The sequence below is a fragment of the Streptomyces sp. NPDC025793 genome (assembly GCF_055558375.1).
In genome coordinates this window covers 333,969-352,348 of sequence record NZ_JBVHMR010000001.1, presented here as the reverse complement: position 1 = coordinate 352,348, position 18,380 = coordinate 333,969, and the positions used below count along the sequence as shown (strand labels likewise).

Annotated in this window: 16 protein-coding genes; 9 read left to right on the top strand and 7 right to left on the bottom strand. The window is 72.2% G+C overall.

Annotated elements, in window-relative coordinates; all coding sequences use genetic code 11:
* The first annotated feature begins 29 nt into the window (after window positions 1-29).
* Entirely contained in the window at window positions 30-1,214 is a 1,185-nt protein-coding gene (nadA, locus tag ACZ4MF_RS01695) for a quinolinate synthase NadA (RefSeq protein ID WP_467488800.1), read from the top strand.
* 148 nt (window positions 1,215-1,362) lie between these two features.
* Window positions 1,363-1,941 (top strand): Uma2 family endonuclease, encoded by a 579-nt coding sequence (locus ACZ4MF_RS01690; RefSeq protein WP_467488798.1) that lies wholly within the window; start codon window positions 1,363-1,365, stop codon window positions 1,939-1,941.
* Between the two features lie 386 nt (window positions 1,942-2,327).
* Here the strand turns inward: ACZ4MF_RS01690 and ACZ4MF_RS01685 are convergent, their stop codons facing one another.
* The 5 genes from ACZ4MF_RS01685 to ACZ4MF_RS01665 form a co-directional block, all read right to left on the bottom strand.
* Window positions 2,328-5,444, bottom strand: a complete 3,117-nt coding sequence (locus ACZ4MF_RS01685) for an efflux RND transporter permease subunit (protein ID WP_467488796.1) — start codon at window positions 5,442-5,444, stop codon at window positions 2,328-2,330.
* Window positions 5,445-5,608: 164 nt separating this feature from the next.
* A complete protein-coding gene (locus ACZ4MF_RS01680; RefSeq protein WP_467488794.1) occupies window positions 5,609-6,286 on the bottom strand; it encodes a response regulator in 678 nt (225 codons plus the stop codon).
* 31 nt (window positions 6,287-6,317) lie between these two features.
* On the bottom strand, window positions 6,318-7,532 hold the full coding sequence (locus tag ACZ4MF_RS01675) for a sensor histidine kinase (protein WP_356020852.1): 1,215 nt from the start codon (window positions 7,530-7,532) through the stop codon (window positions 6,318-6,320).
* A gap of 83 nt (window positions 7,533-7,615) precedes the next feature.
* Window positions 7,616-7,894 (bottom strand): PspA-associated protein PspAA, encoded by a 279-nt coding sequence (gene pspAA / locus ACZ4MF_RS01670; protein WP_356020849.1) that lies wholly within the window; start codon window positions 7,892-7,894, stop codon window positions 7,616-7,618.
* 33 nt (window positions 7,895-7,927) lie between these two features.
* On the bottom strand, window positions 7,928-8,719 hold the full coding sequence (locus ACZ4MF_RS01665; protein WP_362820555.1) for a PspA/IM30 family protein: 792 nt from the start codon (window positions 8,717-8,719) through the stop codon (window positions 7,928-7,930).
* A gap of 235 nt (window positions 8,720-8,954) precedes the next feature.
* On the opposite strand from ACZ4MF_RS01665, the gene ACZ4MF_RS01660 reads away from it, so the two are divergent.
* From ACZ4MF_RS01660 to ACZ4MF_RS01650, 3 genes are all read left to right on the top strand, one after another.
* Window positions 8,955-9,581 carry a DUF3043 domain-containing protein gene (locus ACZ4MF_RS01660; protein WP_467488791.1) on the top strand — a complete coding sequence of 209 codons (627 nt, stop codon included), beginning with the start codon at window positions 8,955-8,957 and terminating at the stop codon, window positions 9,579-9,581.
* 83 nt (window positions 9,582-9,664) lie between these two features.
* The gene (locus tag ACZ4MF_RS01655; RefSeq protein WP_467488789.1) at window positions 9,665-10,366 is read left to right on the top strand and encodes a class I SAM-dependent methyltransferase; all 702 of its coding nucleotides are present in this window, start codon (window positions 9,665-9,667) and stop codon (window positions 10,364-10,366) included.
* Window positions 10,367-10,576: 210 nt separating this feature from the next.
* Window positions 10,577-11,650: a S1C family serine protease gene (locus tag ACZ4MF_RS01650; protein ID WP_467488787.1), complete on the top strand. Its 1,074-nt coding sequence runs from the start codon at window positions 10,577-10,579 to the stop codon at window positions 11,648-11,650.
* Between the two features lie 56 nt (window positions 11,651-11,706).
* Here ACZ4MF_RS01650 and ACZ4MF_RS01645 read toward each other — a convergent pair whose 3' ends face one another.
* The gene (locus tag ACZ4MF_RS01645; RefSeq protein ID WP_356020840.1) at window positions 11,707-11,925 is read right to left on the bottom strand and encodes a hypothetical protein; all 219 of its coding nucleotides are present in this window, start codon (window positions 11,923-11,925) and stop codon (window positions 11,707-11,709) included.
* Window positions 11,926-12,006: 81 nt separating this feature from the next.
* Between ACZ4MF_RS01645 and ACZ4MF_RS01640 the strand changes: the two genes are divergently transcribed.
* Window positions 12,007-13,209, top strand: a complete 1,203-nt coding sequence (locus tag ACZ4MF_RS01640) for a bifunctional adenosylcobinamide kinase/adenosylcobinamide-phosphate guanylyltransferase (protein ID WP_467488785.1) — start codon at window positions 12,007-12,009, stop codon at window positions 13,207-13,209.
* Here ACZ4MF_RS01640 and ACZ4MF_RS01635 read toward each other — a convergent pair.
* Window positions 13,185-14,213: a class I SAM-dependent methyltransferase gene (locus tag ACZ4MF_RS01635; RefSeq protein WP_467488783.1), complete on the bottom strand. Its 1,029-nt coding sequence runs from the start codon at window positions 14,211-14,213 to the stop codon at window positions 13,185-13,187. The two genes, ACZ4MF_RS01640 and ACZ4MF_RS01635, sit on opposite strands and share 25 nt — an antisense overlap.
* A 133-nt stretch (window positions 14,214-14,346) precedes the next feature.
* On the opposite strand from ACZ4MF_RS01635, the gene cobT reads away from it, so the two are divergent.
* The 3 genes from cobT (at window position 14,347) to ACZ4MF_RS01620 (ending at window position 18,329) form a co-directional block, all read left to right on the top strand.
* A complete protein-coding gene (cobT, locus tag ACZ4MF_RS01630) occupies window positions 14,347-15,474 on the top strand; it encodes a nicotinate-nucleotide--dimethylbenzimidazole phosphoribosyltransferase (RefSeq protein WP_467488781.1) in 1,128 nt (375 codons plus the stop codon).
* An 89-nt stretch (window positions 15,475-15,563) separates the two neighbouring features.
* Complete coding sequence (locus ACZ4MF_RS01625) at window positions 15,564-17,573, top strand: phosphatidylglycerol lysyltransferase domain-containing protein (RefSeq protein ID WP_467488779.1); 2,010 nt, start codon at window positions 15,564-15,566, stop codon at window positions 17,571-17,573.
* 24 nt (window positions 17,574-17,597) lie between these two features.
* Window positions 17,598-18,329 (top strand): hypothetical protein, encoded by a 732-nt coding sequence (locus ACZ4MF_RS01620; RefSeq protein ID WP_467488777.1) that lies wholly within the window; start codon window positions 17,598-17,600, stop codon window positions 18,327-18,329.
* The last annotated feature ends 51 nt before the right edge of the window (window positions 18,330-18,380 follow it).

The window sequence follows — 18,380 nt, the reverse complement described above, 5'->3', positions numbered from 1 at the left end:
TTAGACGAAAAGTAGAAAGGGTGCGTGCCGTGACCACCGCCCAGACCCCGGAGCTCGACGTGCAGCCGACTCCGCTCGCCCTGCTGCTGCTCGGCCGTGAGGCCGACCCGAAGAGCGAGCGGGGCGTCGAGTGTCCCGGTGACCTGCCGTCGCCGTCCGACCCGGACCTGGTCGAGCGCGCCCGCGCGGCCAAGGAGAAGCTCGGCGACAAGGTCTTCGTGCTCGGCCACCACTACCAGCGTGACGAGGTCATCCAGTTCGCCGACGTCACGGGTGACTCCTTCAAGCTGGCCCGGGACGCCGCCGCGCGCCCGGAGGCCGAGTACATCGTCTTCTGCGGTGTGCACTTCATGGCCGAGTCGGCGGACATCCTCACCTCCGACGACCAGAAGGTCGTCCTGCCCGACCTCGCAGCCGGCTGCTCCATGGCCGACATGGCGACGGCCGAGCAGGTCGCCGAGTGCTGGGACGTGCTGACCGAGGCGGGCGTGGCCGAGCAGGTCGTGCCGGTCTCGTACATGAACTCCTCGGCCGACATCAAGGCGTTCACCGGCAAGCACGGCGGCACGATCTGCACCTCGTCGAACGCCGAGCGGGCGCTGGAGTGGGCCTTCGATCAGGGCGAGAAGGTGCTCTTCCTGCCGGACCAGCACCTGGGCCGCAACACCGCCGTCCGCGACATGGGGATGACCCTGGACGACTGCGTGGTCTACAACCCGCACAAGCCGAACGGCGGCCTGACGGCGGAGCAACTGCGGGCCGCGAAGATGATCCTGTGGCGCGGCCACTGCTCGGTGCACGGCCGCTTCAGCCTGGACTCGGTCAACGACGTCCGTGAGCGCATCCCGGGCGTGAACGTCCTGGTCCACCCCGAGTGCAAGCACGAGGTCGTGGCCGCGGCCGACTACGTCGGCTCGACCGAGTACATCATCAAGGCCCTGGAGGCCGCGCCGGCCGGGTCCAAGTGGGCCATCGGCACGGAGCTGAACCTGGTCCGCCGCCTGGCGAACCGTTTCGCTCCCGAGGGCAAGGAGATCGTCTTCCTGGACAGGACGGTCTGCTTCTGCTCGACCATGAACCGCATCGACCTGCCCCACCTGGTCTGGACCCTGGAGTCCCTGGCCGAGGGCACCCTGGTCAACCGGATCGAGGTCGACAAGGAGACCGAGGCGTTCGCCAAGCTGGCCCTGGAGCGGATGCTCGCGCTGCCGTAAGCATGGTCGGCCGTACGTGGAGGAGGGGCGCTTCCCGGTGTCGGGAGGCGCCCCTTTCGTGCCACGATCGGGGGAACGGTTCCCGATCTCATGGACAGGTGATCTTGCGATGGCCGAGTCTGACGAGCGACCGAAGGAGGGGCGTGACATGACTGCCGTGGCCCATGAGCCGCTCACGCAGGCAGAGATCCTGCTGGAGGGGTTTCTCGCCCTGGACACACCGGAGGGTTTCCGGGCTGAGCTGGTCGAGGGGGAGATCGTTGTGACACCGCCGCCGGACGGGGACCACGAGGATCATTTCAGCCGGATTGTGAGGCAGGTGATCAAGAAGTCCCGGACCGACATGGATTTCTCCGGCAACAAGGGGCTGAAGCTGGAGAAAGCGGAAGGCCGCCCGCAGGACCACGTCATCCCTGACTGCACGTTCGCCCCCGTGGAACTGCGGCTCTTCCGAGGCGCTGATCCGTGGATGCCCTGCCAGGGAGTTGCCATGGTGCTGGAGGTGACCTCCAGCAAGCCCAAGATCGACCGCGAGGCCAAACGCCACTGCTACGCCCGTGGCGGCATCCCTCTCTACCTGCTGGTCGACCGAGGTAGCTCCGAGGTCACCCTGTTCAGCGACCCGGAGAACGGCGACTACAGGCAGCACTGCGTCCTCGCCTTCGGCAAGCCCCTCCCCCTCCCCGAACCCTTCGCCTTCGAGCTGGAGACCACGGACTTCCTCTGACCGATCACCTCTCCGGAAGCCGAGCGCCCCAGCCGACACCTCCTCGGCAGAGTCGAGCGACTCCGCCTCCAGGGCATCGGCGAGGCGTGACAACCGACCGCCCTCACTGCCTGCCTCTCCGCCCGCCACTACTTCGGCTCGAATACTTCGGCTCGAAGCCGAGGCGCTCGTGGTGCACGAGACGCCGTACTGCGCCAAGCCCCCATGACGCCCGAGAACTTCTCGGGACCACCTCGGCGACCGCCTGGCGGATTTGACCGGAAAGGCCCCGCAAGCGACGTCCTCTGCACGAACTGCTCGACGCCGTCGTCTCGGTGAACCGGGCCCGATACGCGTCGGCCGGACCCGCGCTGCGACGCGGGCCCGGCCGACGGCACAACCGGCTCCTACACTCCGGCCGGCTCCGGTTCGTCCAGGGCGGACTCGGTCGGGACCGGCGTGCCCTTCCTCGCCGCCCGCTTCTTCGCCCGGCGCTCCTTGCGGAGTTCCAGCATGGCGTAGAGCGTCGGGACGAGGAGCAGGGTCAGCAGGGTGGACGTGATCAGGCCGCCGATGACGACGACCGCGAGGGGCTGGGCGATGAAGCCGCCCTCGCCCGTGACGCCCAGGGCCATCGGCAGCAGGGCGAAGATCGTCGCCAGGGCCGTCATCAGGATCGGGCGCAGCCGGTGCCGGCCGCCCTCGATCACGGCCTCGACCACGCCGTAGCCCTGTCCGCGGTACTGGTTGATCAGGTCGATCAGCACGATCGCGTTGGTGACCACGATGCCGATCAGCATCAGCATGCCGATCATCGCCGGGACGCCCATCGGGGTGCCGGTGGCGACCAGCAGGCCGATCGCGCCCGTCGCCGCGAACGGGATCGAGACCAGCAGGATCAGCGGCTGGACCAGCGAACGGAACGTCGCGACCAGGAGCATGAAGACGATCGCGACGGCCGCCAGCATGGCCAGGGCCAGGTTCTTGAACGCGTCGTTCTGGTCGGAGGTGACGCCGCCGATCTCGGCCGTGGCACCCGTCGGCAGCTTCAGCGCCTTGATCTTCGACTGGAGCTTGGTGCTGATGGCACCCGTGTTGTCACCGGTCGGCTTCGCCGTGATGGTCGCGGCGCGCTGGCCGTCGATCCGGGTCAGCGACACCGGCCCGTCCACCACCTGCACCGTGGCGAGGTCACCCAGCTTGGCCGGGCCCACCCGCAGGTTCTTCAGCTGGGCCAGGGTCGTCGCGGGCTCGGCCGACCGCACCACGACGTCGCGCTCGGTGTCGTCGAGGGTCGCCTTCGCCGCCGTCGTGCCGCGCACCGCCTCCGCGACCAGCGCGCCGAGCTTCTGGTCGTCCAGACCGGCGGCCGCCGCCTTCGCGTTGGCCTTGACCGAGATCCGCGGCACGCTGGTCGAGAGGTCGCTGGTGACGTCGGTGACGCCGCCGAGGCCCGCGACCGTGGAGCGGACCTGGTCCGCCGCCGTGCGCAGCGTCTGCGGGTCGGCGGCCTTGACCACCACGCTCAGGTTCTGGTTGCCGAAGCCGTCACCGGCGGACACGGTGGTCGTGCCGATGCCGGAGAGCTTCTTCAGCCCGTCCTCCAGGTGCTTTTGGACGTCGTCGTACGACTTCGAGTCCTTCAGCATGACCTGGTACGACGCCTGGTTGGTGCCGGTGCCGCCGCCGAAGGCCGCCATGAAGCCGGAGGAGCCGACGGTGACCTGGTAGTCCTTGACGCCCTTGGTCGAGGCGATGAGCCGCTCGACCTTCTTCGCCTGGACGTCGGTGGCCGCGAGGCTGGTGCCGGGCTTCAACTCCTGCTTGACCGTGAGGACTTCCTGCGCGCCCTGGTCGAAGAAGTTGGTCTTCAGCATGCCGCCCATGCCGAACGTGAGCACCAGGACCACGACGGCGATCAGCAGGCTGGTCAGGCGGCGGCGCGTGGCGAAGCGCAGGACGGGGACGTAGACGCGCTGGAGGCGGCTGCTCGCCTCCTTCTCCTCGGCCCGGCGCCGGGCCTCGGCCGCGTCGTCCGGGGTGCCCTTGGGGGCGCGCACGAACCAGTACGACAGGACCGGGACGACCGTCAGCGACACGAGCAGCGAGGCCAGCAGGGCCGCCGTCACCGTGATGCTGAACGAGCCGAACAGGGCGCCCACCATGCCGCCGACCAGGCCGATCGGCAGGAACACGGCGACCGTGGTGAGGGTCGAGGAGGTGACCGCGCCGGCCACCTCGCGCACCGCGGTGACGATCGCCGCCTGCCGCTCCTCGCCGTAGCCGAGGTGCCGCTTGATGTTCTCCAGGACCACGATCGAGTCGTCCACGACCCGGCCGACGGCGATGGTCAGCGCGCCCAGCGTGAGCATGTTCAGGGACAGGCCGCGCGTCCACAGCACGATCAGGGCGAGGACGACGGACAGCGGGATGGACACCGCCGTGACCAGCGTCGAGCGGATCGACGCGAGGAAGACCAGGATGACGAGGACCGCGAAGAGCAGGCCGAGCGCGCCCTCGGTGGTCAGGCCCTTGATGGACTTGGAGACGGCCGGGCCCTGGTCGCTGACGACCGTGAGCTCGGCACCCGAGCCGAGCTGCGTGCGCAGGCCGGGCAGCTTGTCCTTGACGGCGTTCGAGATGGTGACCGCGCTGCCGTCGTGGTCCATGGTCACGTTGACGGCGAGGCTGGGCCTGCCGTCGGTGCGGGTGATGGAGTCGGCCGGGGCCGGCTGCTCCTTGACCGCGGCCACGTCACCGAGGCGTACGGGCTTGCCGCCGCCCTCGCCGGTGACCGTCAGGTCCTGGATCTGCGCGAGCGAGGTGAAGCCGCCGCCGACCTGGACGGTGCGGCTCACGCCGCCCTCGTCGAAGGATCCGGCCGGGACGGTCGCGCCGCCTGTCTGGAGGGCCTGGCCGAGCGCGGCGGGGGTGAGACCGGCCTGCGCCAGCTTCGCGTCGTCCGGGGTGACCGTGACCTGGAGGTCGCGCACACCGGTGACCGCGACGCGGCCGACACCGGAGATGTCCTTCAGCGTCGGTACGACCGTCTTGTCCAGCTGGTCGGCGAGGGCCTGCTGGTCCTTGTCGGAGGTGACGGCGAGGACGACGGTCGGCATGTCGTCGGTCGAGCCGGAGATGACCTGCGGGTCGACGCCGGACGGGAGCTGGTTGCGGGCCCGGTTGACGGCCTGCTGGACGTCGGAGACGAGCTGCTTGGTGTCGTTGCCGTAGTCGAAGGACGCCATGATCACGGCGTTGCCCTCGCTGGCGGTCGAGGTGACGCCCTTGACGCCGTCGACGCCCTGGAGGGTGTTCTCGATCGGCTCGATGACCTGCTTCTCGACCACATCGGGCGAGGCGCCCTGGTACGGCGCGATCACCGAGACCATGGGCAGGTTGATGGTGGGCAGCAGCTGCTGCTTGATCTGGGGTATCGCGATCAGCCCGAAGACGAGCGCGATGAGCGACATCAGGCCGATCAGGGCCCTTTGGCGCAGGCTGAACCTCGACAGCCAGGACATGGGTCAGGGTCTCTCAATCTATGAGCGGCAGACCCTCTCACCCTCGCCCATCGCGAAGGGCGAAACCGTAGCCCCAGGGTCCATTTCCTTATCCGCGCCCTACTCCGCCCGCAGTACGCCGGGTGGAGAACGGAGTACACCGTGGGTCGGCCCCGGGGTGGAGATCAGTCCGTGCGCGGCCTGACCAGCCCCGACTCGTACGCGATCACCACGAGCTGGGCCCGGTCGCGGGCGCCCAGCTTGGCCATGGCCCGGTTGACGTGCGTCTTGACCGTGAGCGGGCTGACCTCCAGGCGCTCGGCGATCTCGTCGTTGGAGTGGCCGCCGGCGACCTGGATCAGCACCTCCCGCTCCCGTCCGGTGAGCGCGCCGAGCCGCTCGGAGCGGGCGGGGTCGCGGCCGTCGTCGTCGCCCTGGGCGAGGAAGCGGGCGATCAGCCCCTTGGTGGCGGTCGGCGACAGGAGGGCCTCGCCGCCCGCCGCGACCCGGATGGCGTTCAGCAGCTCCTCCGGCTCGCTGCCCTTGCCGAGGAAGCCGGAGGCGCCCGCGCGCAGCGCCTGGACGACGTAGTCGTCGACCTCGAAGGTCGTCAGGATGACCACGCGGACCTCGGAGAGGGACGGGTCCTCGCTGATCATCCGGGTGGCGGCGAGCCCGTCCGTGCCCGGCATCCGGATGTCCATGAGGACGACGTCGGCGCCCTGCTCCCTGGCCAGCCGGACCGCCTCCGCGCCGTCGGAGGCCTCGCCGATCACCTCCATGTCGGGCTCGGAGTCGACGAGCACCCGGAACGCGCTGCGCAGCAGGGCCTGATCGTCGGCGAGCAGGACACGGATCGTCACGCGGGCTCCCCCGGGGGCCGTCGTACGGCGCTCAGGCCGTACGGGTCTCGGTGCGGGTCTTGACGGGCAGGATCGCATGGACGCGGAAGCCGCCGCCGTAGCGGGGGCCGGTGGTGAGGGTGCCGCCGAGGGCGGCGACCCGCTCGCGCATGCCGAGCAGCCCGTGCCCGCCGCCGGTGCCGGGCGCGCTCGGCCCGCCCGGGCCGTCGTCCACCACGGTCACCTCGATGTCCGGTCCCACCCGGACGACGCTGACCTCGGCCCTGGCACCGGTCCCGGCGTGCTTCTGCACATTGGTCAGGGCCTCCTGGACGATGCGGTAGGCGGCCAGCTCGACGGCGGCGGGCAGATCCGCGTCCGGTCCGGCGCGGGCCACCTCCACCGGGAGCCCGGCGCTGCGGAAGGTGCCCGCGAGCTCCTCCAGCCGGCCGAGCCCGGGCGCGGGCTCGGTGGGTGCCTCGGGGTCGCCGGACTGCCGGAGCAGGCCGACGGTCGCGCGCAACTCGTCGAGGGCGCTGCGGCTGGCCTCGCGGACGTGCGCGAGGGCCTCCTTGGCCTGGTCCGGCCGCTTGTCCATGACGTGCGCGGCGACTCCTGCCTGCACGTTCACCAGGGCGATGTGGTGGGCGACGACGTCGTGCAGGTCGCGGGCGATGCGCAGCCGCTCCTCGGCGACCCGGCGCCGGGCCTCCTCCTCACGGGTCCGCTCGGCCCGTTCGGCCCGCTCGCGGATGGCCTGCACGACCGCGCGCCGGCTGCGCACGGCGTCCCCGGCGGTGGCGCCGATACCGGTCCAGGCGAGCACGCCCAGGTTCTCCTGCGCGTACCAGGGCAGGGGGCCGCCGAGCATGGCGGCGGCCGTCAGCACGGTCATGGTGAGCAGGCCGACGCGCAGGGTGGTGGTCCGGTCGGTGGTCGAGGCGACGGTGTAGAGGGCGACGACGGCGGCCATCGTGACCGGGGCGCGCGGGTCACCGGTGACGCACTCGACGACGGCGAGCGTGCCGGTGACGGCGAGCACCGGCATGGGGGTGCGGCGCCGGAAGACGAGCGCGCCCGCGGCGAGCAGCATGAGGAGGAGGCTCAGGGCGGCCGGGGTGCGGGCACCCCAGGTGACCCCGTCGGTCCCGCGCGGCGTCACGAACGATCCCGCGATCATGCAGACCAGCACGCCCGCGGCGAGGCCCGCGTCCAGGGCCCACGGGTGCGCCCTGACGCTGCACCGGGCGCGTTCGAGAGTGCTCACAGGAGGAACAGTACGGGGGCTTCGCAACACCCTGTCCTCGTGCCGGGCGGGGTGGTCACGCACCACCCCGTTCACCCGTGAGGTCAGCCCGGGATCAGTCCCTCGTCGCCGAGCATCTCCCGGACCTCCTCCAGCGAGGCGTCCGGCGACGGAAGGATCAGTTCCGAGGGCTCCAGCGCATCGTCCGCAAGCGGAGCGCCGAGGCGGCGGACGGCGTCGAGGAGGGCGCCGAGGACACGGCGGAAGCCTTCCTCGTCGCCGCTCTCCATCTCGTCCAGCAGCTCGTCGTCCAGCTTGTTCAGCTCAGGGAAGTGGGAGTCGGCCAGTTGCCACTGGCCCTCCCCCATGATCCGCACGATCACGTCGGCCTCCTCGGCTCGGGCCCCGGTGCCGGACTACTGCTTGTCGAAACGCGGGGTGTCCTGCGGCTGCTGCTGGGGCTGCCCCTGCGCGGTACCGCCCTCGATGGCCTGCTGCGGGGAACCTCCGGCCAGTTCGGCCTTCATCCGCTGGAGCTCCAGCTCCACATCCGTACCACCGGAGAGCCGGTCCAGCTCGGCGGCGATGTCGTCCTTGGCCGTGCCGGTCGGGTCGTCGAGGGCGCCGGAGGCGAGGAGTTCGTCGATGGCGCCGGCGCGGGCCTGGAGCTGCTGCGTCTTGTCCTCGGCGCGCTGGATGGCCAGGCCGACGTCGCCCATCTCCTCGGAGATGCCGGTGAAGGCCTCGCCGATGCGGGTCTGGGCCTGGGCGGCGGTGTAGGTGGCCTTGATGGTCTCCTTCTTCGTGCGGAAGGCGTCCACCTTGGCCTGGAGGCGCTGGGCCGCGAGAGTGAGCTTCTCCTCCTCGCCCTGGAGGGTCGCGTGCTGCGTCTCCAGGTCGGTGACCTGCTGCTGGAGCGCGGCGCGGCGGGACAGCGCCTCGCGGGCCAGGTCCTCGCGGCCGAGCGCGAGCGCCTTGCGGCCCTGGTCCTCCAGCTTGGAGGACTGCTGCTGCAACTGGTTGAGCTGAAGTTCCAGACGCTTGCGGCTGGTCGCCACGTCGGCGACGCCCCGGCGCACCTTCTGGAGCAGCTCCAGCTGCTTCTGGTACGAGTAATCGAGGGTCTCGCGCGGGTCCTCGGCCCGGTCAAGGGCCTTGTTCGCCTTCGCGCGGAAGATCATCCCCATACGCTTCATGACACCGCTCATGGGCTTCGCGCGCCCCCTTCTGACGGACTCCAGCTCACAGATCCTGCGACAGGACCCACAGTACGGGCCCTGACTCCATTACCGCACTGTTCGGGGAGTGATGCGCTCATCCCCAAGGACGACTGCGGACCGTACCGCTCCGGCGTGAGGAGTAGGTGACCCCCTGTCGTGACGTCCCCTCTGTCCCCTGATGACGACTGGCGTTGCCGGATCGTTCCCCACTGGGCTGGGGTCCATGCCGGTGCAGCGCTTACCCTTGGTCTTTGTGTTCCGTAGCCGTGCCAAGGAAGAGAAGGCCCACGCCGACAAGGCGCAGGTGACCGACTCCAAGCAGCCCCGTGACCCGCAGGCCAAGAAGGGCAGGCCCACGCCCAAGCGCAGTGACGCCCAGTCCCAGCGCCGCAGCGTCGCCCATACGCCGACGACCCGCAAGGACGCCGCCAAGCGCCAGCGCGAGGAGCGGCGCCTGGCGCTGGAGCGCCAGCGCCAGGCTCTGGCCACCGGCGACGAGCGGTATCTGCCGGCCCGGGACAAGGGCCCGGTGCGCCGCTTCGCCCGGGACTGGGTGGACTCGCGGTTCAACGTGGCGGAGTTCTTCCTGCCGCTGGCCGTGGTCATCCTCGTGCTGAGCGTGGTGCGGGTGGGCGCGATCCAGAGCATCGCGCTGCTGCTGTGGCTGGTCGTGATCGTGCTCATCGTGCTGGACGGGGCGATCAGCGGCTTCCGGCTGAAGAAGCGCCTCAAGGAGAAGTTCTCCGGGCAGAACACCCGGGGCGCCGTCGCCTACGCCCTGATGCGCTCCCTCCAGATGCGCCGGCTCCGGCTGCCCAAGCCGCAGGTCAAGCGCGGAGAGCGGCCCTGAGCGCAGACGCCTTCACCGGGGATGCGGCAGGAGCCTGGCTGCGCAAGCTGGGCGGGCTGCGTGATGTCGTCCGGCAGGAGCTGGTGGCCCGGCAGCTGGACGAGCAGATAGCCGGGCGGTTCCCGGTCGGACAGCGGCTGCGGGTGCTCGACGTGGGGATGGGCCAGGGCACGCAGGCGCTGCGGCTGGCCCGGCTCGGTCACCAGGTCACCGGCGTCGAGCAGGACGCGGCGATGATCGACGCCGCCCGTGCGGCGCTGGCCGCGCAGCCCGAGGGCATCCGCGAGCGGGTCCGGCTGGTGCAGGGCGACGGGCGGGACACGGGTGTGCACTTCCTGCCGGGCAGCTTCGACGTGGTGCTGTGCCACGGCGTGCTGATGTACGTCGAGGAGCCCGACCCGCTGGTGGCGGGCCTGGCCCGGATGCTGGCCCCCGGCGGCCTGCTCTCCCTGCTGGTGCGCAACGGCGACGCGCTCGCCATGCGCCCGGGCCTGTGCGGCGACTGGGCGGGCGCCCTGGGCGCGTACGACACGACGGCGTACCACAACCGGCTGGGCCTGGACGTCCGGGCCGACCGGCTGGCCACGCTGACCGCGACGCTCGCCGGCCTCGCGGCCCCGCTGCACGCCTGGTACGGGGTACGGGTCTTCACCGACACGGCCGCCGACGACGCCCCCATCCCGGACGACCTGGACACGCTCCTGGCAGCCGAGGAACGGGCCGGCCGCACCGACCCCTACCGCGGCGTGGCGGCACTGCTGCACCTGTGCGGCGTACGCGGCTGAACCAGCCACCCCCACCCCTTCCCACGACGACGCCCCCACCCACCACAGCCCGACCGGCCGACCTCACGGCCCCGCCGCACGCCCGGTACGAGGTACGGGTCTTCACCGACACGGCCGCCCACGACGCCCCGATCCGGCGGCGCCGGGCACCCGCGCCCGTTCGGAGGAACAGCGCGGGCCGGGTGACCGGCGGTCGGTGAGACTCGGGGCATGGACGCTACCCGTACCCGTGCCCTCGGCCGGGCCGTGGCCGCTGCCGCGCTGGTGTGCTGCGCGGCCCTCGTCGCCGGCTGCTCCCCCGCCTCCGCCCCGGCGGCCCAGGACTCCGCGACGACGGCACGGGCGGACGTACCGATGGCCGCGAGCGATCTCCAGGGCCAGTACCAGAAGGTGATCAGGGAGGTCCTGCCGTCGGTCGTGCAGATCCAGGCGCGCGACGAGCTGGGCTCCGGGGTGGTGTACGACGACCGGGGACACATCGTCACCAACGCGCACGTGGTCGGGCAGGACAAGACCTTCAGGGTGACCACGGCCAACAGCGAGGAGCCGCTCACCGCGAGCCTCGTGTACTCGTATCCCTTGCAGGACCTGGCCGTGATCAAGCTGGACAAGGTGCCGCACGGGCTGCGGGCGGCGACGTTCGGCGACTCCGAGAAGGTGGACGTCGGCCAGATCGTGCTGGCCATGGGCTCGCCGCTCGGGCTGTCGTCCAGCGTGACGCAGGGCATCGTCTCGGCGGTCGGACGGACCGTCAGCGAGACCCGCTCGCGCGGCGGTACGGGCGCGACGCTCGCCAACCTGGTGCAGACCTCGGCCGCCATCAACCCCGGCAACAGCGGCGGCGCCCTGGTCAACCTGAACGGGGAGGTCATCGGCATCCCGACGCTCGCCGCCGCCGACCCCGCCCTCGGGGGCAGCGCCGCGCCCGGCATCGGGTTCGCCATCCCGGCGTCGATGGTGAGGACGATCGCCGGCCAGATCGTGAAGGAAGGCAGGGTCGTCGACTCGGAGCGGGCCGCGCTCGGCGTCGTCGGGCGGACGGTCGTGGACGCGAGCTACCGGCCGGCCGGGGTGGCGGTGGTCAGCGTCAAGCCCGGCAGCGCGGCCGCCGGGGCGGGCCTGCGGCAGGGCGACATCATCACCAGGCTGGGCAACCAGCCCATCAGCACCATCACTTCCCTCGCCGAGGCGCTGGCGGCGGACAGGCCGGGCCAGAAGACGTCGGTGACGTACGAGCGGGGCGGCGCCGAGAAGACGGTGCACGTGACGCTCGGCGAGCAGTGAGGAACCGGCGAAGGGGAGACCGGGGGTACGACCGTACGGCCGTACCCCCGCCGCCCTCAGCTCTCGGCGGCGGCGCGCAGGCTCATCGGAGCCGGGTAGATCTCGGTGCCGTCCTCGAACAGCCGCACCTGCTCGGTGCCGCCGTCCAGCAGCGCCCGCCACTGCTCGCCGATCCAGGACTCGGCATCCCCCTGCGTGGTGAACTCCTCGGGCTCCACGGCGGGCTCGACCTCCGTCCCGTCGGCCTTCTCGAACCGCCACGTCCATGCCGTCATGCAGGGCCTCCTTCGATCCGACACGTGCTGGCAGACTAGCCGGAAGCGCGAGACCTGATCAGACGGGCGAAAATCGATTCCGTGGAAGTGACTCTGCTCGGTACCGGCGCCCCGGCCGGACTGCCCCGCCCCGACTGCCCCTGTGCCGCCTGCGCGAGTGCGCTCGGACCGGACGCCCGGGCGGCGACCGCCGTGCTGGTGGACGGGGCGCTGCTGCTCGACCTCACGCCGGGCGTGGCGTTCGCGGCGGCGCGAGCCGGGCATTCGCTGGGCGGGGTGCGGCAGGTGCTGCTGTCGCATCCGCACGACGGCCCGGCGGTGGAGGTGCCGGCCGGGCTGCCGCAGCCCGGCCGGGTCCCGGACGGGCGGGAGTTGGCGCTGCTGACGGGGCATCGGGTGCGGGCGGTCGCGATGGACGCGGGCGGCACCGGGTACGCGGTGACGGGACCGGACGGACAGCGGCTGCTGTACCTGCCGCCGGGCGGCGCCCCGGCCGGTCTGGAGGGGCCGAGGACGGAGTCGTACCACCTGGTCCTCGCGGACGTGGCGGGCCGGCCCGACGCGCTGGCCCGGCTGCGGGCGGTGGGTTCGGCCGGCCCGACGACGGACGTGGTCGCCGTCCACCTGGACCACGACGTGCCGCCCGGCCCGGAGACGCGGCGGCGGCTGGCGGCGGCCGGGGCGCGGGCGGTGCCGGACGGTACGACGCTGACGGTCGGGGTGTACGAGGACGTGCCGGACGTGCCGCGCCGCACCCTGGTGCTGGGCGGGGCGCGCTCGGGCAAGTCCGTGGAGGCCGAGCGGCGCCTGGAGTCCTTCCCGGACGTGCTGTACGTGGCGACCGGCGGTATGCGCGGCGGGGACACCGAGTGGGCGGCCCGGGTGGCCCTGCACCGGGACCGGCGGCCGGGCTCGTGGCGTACGACGGAGACGACCGATCTGGTGCCCCTGCTGGGCCGGGACGGCCCGCCGCTGCTGATCGACTGCCTGTCGCTGTGGCTGACGGACGCGATGGACGCCGTGGGGGCGTGGGACGACGCGGAGTGGGCGGGCGGCGGCGAGAAGCTGCTGCGGGAGCGGGTGCGCGAACTGACGGACGCCGTGCGCGCCACGCGCCGGACGGTGGTGGCGGTCTCGAACGAGGTGGGCTCGGGCATCGTCCCGGCCACCGCCTCCGGGCGGCGCTACCGGGACGAACTCGGGCGGCTGAACGCGGCGTTCGCGGCCGAGTGCGAACAGGTGCTGCTGGTGGTGGCGGGTCAGGCGCTGGTGCTGCGGGGCTGATCGCGGCGGGCTCCCGCGCCGGGCGCCCGGTCGAGGCGGGCGAGGACGCGGTACGCGTTCGAGAAGCGGGTGCGGCGCAGCAGCGGCGCCAGGATGTGGTCCAGGGCCGAGGCCGCGGCGACGGCGGGGCCGAAGGCCCGCCGGAGGAACGAGGGCGCCTGGGCCAGGGACAGGGACAGCGCCGCCGACAGGTCGTAGGGGATGTGGGGTGCCCGGCGGTCCGTCGTGAGGATCGTGCAGCCCTGGGCCTCCAGTTCCGCGCACAGGTTGGCCAGCGGCAGCAGGTGGAGATGGCGGGGCTGGCCGTACGGGAGCCACCGGCGGCCCAGCAGTCTCCCGAACAGGCTGCGCGGGTCCGGGAGTTCGATCAGCAGGAGGCCGCCGGGGCGCAGCGCCGCCAGGGCCGCGCGGAGTTCGGCGCGCGGGTCGGGGCTGTGCTCCAGGTGGTGGAACACGCTGACCACGTCGTAGCGCGAGCGCAGCCGGGGCAGGACCCAGGGGTTCGTGAGATCGCCGATGTGCGCCTCCTCGACGCGGCCCGCCCGGCGGGCCTGTTCGACGCGCGGGGTCGGGTCCAGGCCGTCGAAAGACGTGTACGGGAAGACCTCCCTGGCCGTCTCGGGGAAGCGGGCGTGCCCCGTGCCCACGTCCAGCCAGCTCTCCGGCTCGGCCAGCGCCAGCACGGCATGGGCCGCGGCCAGGTGCCGGCGGCGGACGGCGCCCGGGGACAGGATCCGGTCGGCGAAGTCGCCCAGGTGGCTGGCGTAGAAGGCCAGGTGGCGCAGGGCGAGGCCCTCCGCTGTGAGCCGGGGGTTCTGGAAGGCGTGCCCGCAGTCGCGGCACTGTTGCACGGCGCAGGTGCCCGGGCCGCGGCGGCGCGGCGGCGTGGCCCGCGCCCGGGTGCGCAGCCGCCTGCCGCCGCACCAGGGGCAGTCCGCGCGGCGCGGCTCGTGGTGCGGGTCGGCGGGCGACCCGGTGTGCGGGGTGGGGGGCGAGGTCGGCATGGGCGGCTCCCTGTGCGACATTCCGCTGTAAAACGGAACGTATGGGATACCGATCTTGGGCGCAAAGACGTCATGCGGGTGTGGTGGCGACGTGGCGCGGAAGGAGCCGTTCGCTGGCGGTACTGTTCGGCGAATGAGCAGGCTTAATCTGGACGACTTCACCGATCTGATCGAGCGCCCCGACGGGGGTGTTCGCCGTGACGCCGAGGCCCGGCGGGAGCGCCAGATCGTGCCCCCCGGGGCACTGGGGCGCCTCGACGAGCTGGGCGAGTGGCTGGCCGCCGCACAGAGCGCCGCACCGGTACGGCCGGTGGAGCGGCCACGGGTGATCCTCTTCGCCGGTGACCACGGGGTCGCCGAGCTGGGCGTCTCGGCGCGGCCGGCGGGCGGCGCCGGGCAGCTGGTGCGGGCGGTGCTGGAGGGCGCGAGCCCGGTGTCCGTGCTCGCACGGCGCCAGGAGGTCCCCGTACGGGTCGTGGACATGGCCCTGGACTGCGACCCGGACGCCTTCCCCGAGGACGTCGTACGGCACCGGGTGCGGCGCGGCAGCGGCCGTATCGACATCGAGGACGCGCTCACCGCGGACGAGGCCGAGGCGGCCCTGCGGGCGGGCATGGCGATCGCCGACGAGGAGGCCGACTCGGGTACGGACCTGGTCGTGCTCGGCGACATCAGCGTGGGCGGTACCACGCCGGCGGCGGTCCTGATCGCGGCGCTGTGCGGGACCGACGCGTCGGTGGTGACCGGACGCGGCGGGCTCGCGATCGACGACCTGGCGTGGATGCGCAAGTGCGCGGCGATCCGGGACGCGCTGCGGCGGGCCCGGCCGGTGCTCGGGGACCAGTTGCAGCTGCTGGCGGCCGTGGGCGGCGCGGATCTGGCCGCGATGACCGGGTTCCTGCTCCAGTGCGCCGTACGGAAGCTGCCGGTGATCCTGGACGGCGTGGTGACCGCGGCCTGTGCGCTGGTCGGGCAGCGGATCGCCTTCCGGGCGCCGGACTGGTGGCTGGCCGGGCACGACAGCGGGGAGCCGGGGCAGGCGAAGGCGCTGGACCGGATGGCGCTGGAACCGCTGCTGCGGCAGGGCGTCAGGGTCGGCGAGGGCACGGGTGCGCTGCTCGCGCTGCCCCTGGTCCGCTCCGCGGCGGCGCTGGCAGCGGAGCTGCCCGAGAAGCCGGAGGAACTTTCCGGGAATTCCGCGAAGGAACCCGGGGAAGCAGAGGTAGCGGGGACAGCAGGGGAACCGGCGGAAGAGGAGTAGAGCGGCAGCGCCCGGGGGCAGCGGGACGAGAGGGGCGCCCCGGCGGAAAAGTGTGGTTCGCCAGGGCGGCCCCCATATGATCCTGCCCCATGGGAGATGCCCGAATTGCCGTACCACCGCAAGCCGAACCGGGGCGCCCGGGTGAGCAGGGGCGGCGGTCCACCGGGGCTTCCCGACGGGCCGCCGCCTTCGCCGTCTGGTACCTGCGGACCGTCGCCTTCATCAACTTCCTCAGCGCGGTCTGGGTCTCGCTCGGGCAGGACGTGCGCCGGCACAACCAGGACGACTACTTCACGCCATACCTGCTGACGGCCGGCTTCGCCTCGGGCGTCTTCACCGCGTTCCTCGCGATCACCATGCGCCGTCGCAAACGCGCGGCGTGGATCCTCAACCTGGTGATGAGCGGGGCGTTCCTGGCACTGTTCGCGTTCGCCATGGTGTTCCCGGAGATCCGGCGGTACACGCAGAACTGGATCTCGCTCGGCCTCACGGCCGTCTTCGTCGCCGCGCTGCTGGCCGGCCGCCGGGAGTTCTACGCCAAGGGCGACCGATCCAACCCCCGGCTCGCCGCGACGGTCGCCACCGGCGGCGGGCTCGCCGCCTCCCTGCTCGCCGGGCTCCTGATCACCCTGACCAACGAGGCGCCGGACGCGGCCCGTTCGACCTTCCTGGAGCGCTGGCACTACGGCGCCCTGCGCCTGGTGTCGGTGGCCGCCGACGAGTCCCGCTTCCCCGGCATCGACCCGCCGAACTGGGCCAACGTCGCGATCAACGTGCTCAGCACGGCCCTCGTCCTCGCCGTCTTCTACGCCGCCTTCCGCTCCCGGCGCGCCGTCGACCCGCTGACCGAGGACGACGAGAAACGGCTGCGGGCCCTGCTGGACCAGCACGGCGAGCGGGACTCGCTGGGCTACTTCGCGCTGCGCCGGGAGAAGAGCGTGGTGTGGTCGCCGACCGGGAAGGCGGCCGTCGCCTACCGGGTCGTCGGCGGGGTCTCACTCGCCTCCGGGGACCCGATCGGGGACCCCGAGGCCTGGCCGGGGGCGATCGATCCATGGCTGGCCGAGGCGCGGGCGCACGGCTGGATCCCGGCGGTGATGGGCGCGAGCGAGGAGGCGGGCACGATCTACGCCCGGCACGGCCTGGACGCGCTCGAACTCGGCGACGAGGCGCTCGTGGAGGTGGCCGAGTTCACCCTGGAGGGACGGGCCATGCGCACCGTGCGCCAGGCGCACAACCGGGTGAAGCGGGCCGGGTACACGGTGCGCATCCGGCGCCACGCGGACATCCCGGCGGACGAGATGACGCAGCTGGTGGAGCGGGCGGACGACTGGCGCGACGGGGCGACCGAGCGCGGGTTCAGCATGGCGCTCGGGCGGCTCGGGGATCCCGAGGACGGACAGTGCGTGATGCTGGAGTGCGCCGACGCCGAGGGCAGGCTGCGCGCGCTGCTGTCCTTCGTGCCGTGGGGCCCGCACGGACTGTCGCTGGACCTGATGCGCCGGGACCGCGACTCCGACAACGGGCTGATGGAGTTCATGGTCATCGAACTGCTGCGCCGGGCGGGCGAGATCAGGATCACGCAGGTCTCACTGAACTTCGCCATGTTCCGTTCGGTCTTCGAACGTGGCGCGCGCCTCGGCGCCGGTCCGGTGCTGCGGCTGTGGCGGTCGCTGCTCAGCTTCTTCTCCCGCTGGTGGCAGATCGAGTCGCTGTACCGCGCCAACGCCAAGTACCGGCCCATCTGGGAGCCTCGGTTCCTGCTCTTCGAGAAGAGCGCGGACCTGCTGCGCATCGGACTCGCCTCGGCCCGCGCGGAGGGTTTCCTGGGGGGCCTGTCGCCGGATTCCCGCCGTCCGCCCGGAGGGCGGGCCCCGCGGCGTCTGATGCGTGCGATCGCAAGGCGCCGGAGCGTCCTCGATGGGGGTGCCCCCGCGCGAGCGAAGCCGAGCGTGAGGGAGGAGCCACGTGGGCGTTTCGGCAACGCGGCGAGCGTGCGTGCCAGACGCCGCGGGGCAGGCGGGAATCCGGCGACAGGCCCCGCGGCGCCGGGACTGCCGAAGTGGCTGCACCGCAGGCATCTCGACACGCACCGATGACCGTACGGGGATGAGGAACACCTGATGAGCACGCTCGCCCGCTGGGCCCGTGAGGAGTGGGGGCTGCTCTGCGTCACCCTGCGCAACGCCCTGCTGAAGCGGCGCCTGCGGGCGGTCCCGATGACACTCTCGGCAGTGGGCCTGACCGCTCTGCTCCAGTGGGTGCAGAACCAGCAGTGGGGCTTTCAGTTCGTGCAGAACATGGGCGCCGTACGGGCCGAGGACCCCCTGTGGCTGGCCCTGCTGCGCACCCCCCTCTCCCTCTTCGTGCCGGCGCTGGACCTGCCCGTGTGGGGTGCGCTCGCGCAGATCCTGCTCGTGTTCGGGATCGCCGAGGTGTGCATCGGCTGGTGGCGGACGCTGACCATCGCGTACGTCGCCACGCTCGCCGGGACCCTGTACGCACGCGTGGGCATCTCCCTCGGCACGCACGCCCCGTTCGGGCTGCCCTGGACGGACGCACAGGTGGTGGACACCGGCCCGTCGGCGGCCGTGGTGGGACTCGCCGTGTACGTGGCCTGGCGGTACGGCGCGTACGCCACGGCGGGCGCGGTGACCGTCGCCATGGTGGCCGAGGTGCTCATCAAGGAGAACCTGGCGGGCAAGGAGCACCTGGCCGCACTGATGGCCGTCGGGACACTGTGCCTGGCCGTGGCGGTCCGCCACCGGTTCGGCCACGAACTGCGACAACGACTGCGCCACGCGCCCGGCGACCGCACCGGACGCGGCTCGGGCTTGCCACCGATCAAGCCCTGAAACAACCCGCCGGGGACCGGCCCACGCGACACCGTCACCCGCGACCACCGT

Bases quoted from the DNA above. Each gene is read 5' to 3' on its own strand.
- ACZ4MF_RS01690 (WP_467488798.1), top strand. From the start codon at position 1,363: ATGACTGCCGTGGCCCATGAGCCGCTCACGCAGGCAGAGATCCTGCTG.
- ACZ4MF_RS01685 (WP_467488796.1), bottom strand. From the start codon at position 5,444: ATGTCCTGGCTGTCGAGGTTCAGCCTGCGCCAAAGGGCCCTGATCGGC.
- ACZ4MF_RS01665 (WP_362820555.1), bottom strand. From the start codon at position 8,719: ATGAGCGGTGTCATGAAGCGTATGGGGATGATCTTCCGCGCGAAGGCG.
- ACZ4MF_RS01660 (WP_467488791.1), top strand. From the start codon at position 8,955: ATGCCGGTGCAGCGCTTACCCTTGGTCTTTGTGTTCCGTAGCCGTGCC.
- ACZ4MF_RS01650 (WP_467488787.1), top strand. From the start codon at position 10,577: ATGGACGCTACCCGTACCCGTGCCCTCGGCCGGGCCGTGGCCGCTGCC.
- ACZ4MF_RS01645 (WP_356020840.1), bottom strand. From the start codon at position 11,925: ATGACGGCATGGACGTGGCGGTTCGAGAAGGCCGACGGGACGGAGGTC.
- ACZ4MF_RS01635 (WP_467488783.1), bottom strand. From the start codon at position 14,213: ATGCCGACCTCGCCCCCCACCCCGCACACCGGGTCGCCCGCCGACCCG.
- cobT (WP_467488781.1), top strand. From the start codon at position 14,347: ATGAGCAGGCTTAATCTGGACGACTTCACCGATCTGATCGAGCGCCCC.
- ACZ4MF_RS01625 (WP_467488779.1), top strand. From the start codon at position 15,564: ATGGGAGATGCCCGAATTGCCGTACCACCGCAAGCCGAACCGGGGCGC.
- ACZ4MF_RS01620 (WP_467488777.1), top strand. From the start codon at position 17,598: ATGAGCACGCTCGCCCGCTGGGCCCGTGAGGAGTGGGGGCTGCTCTGC.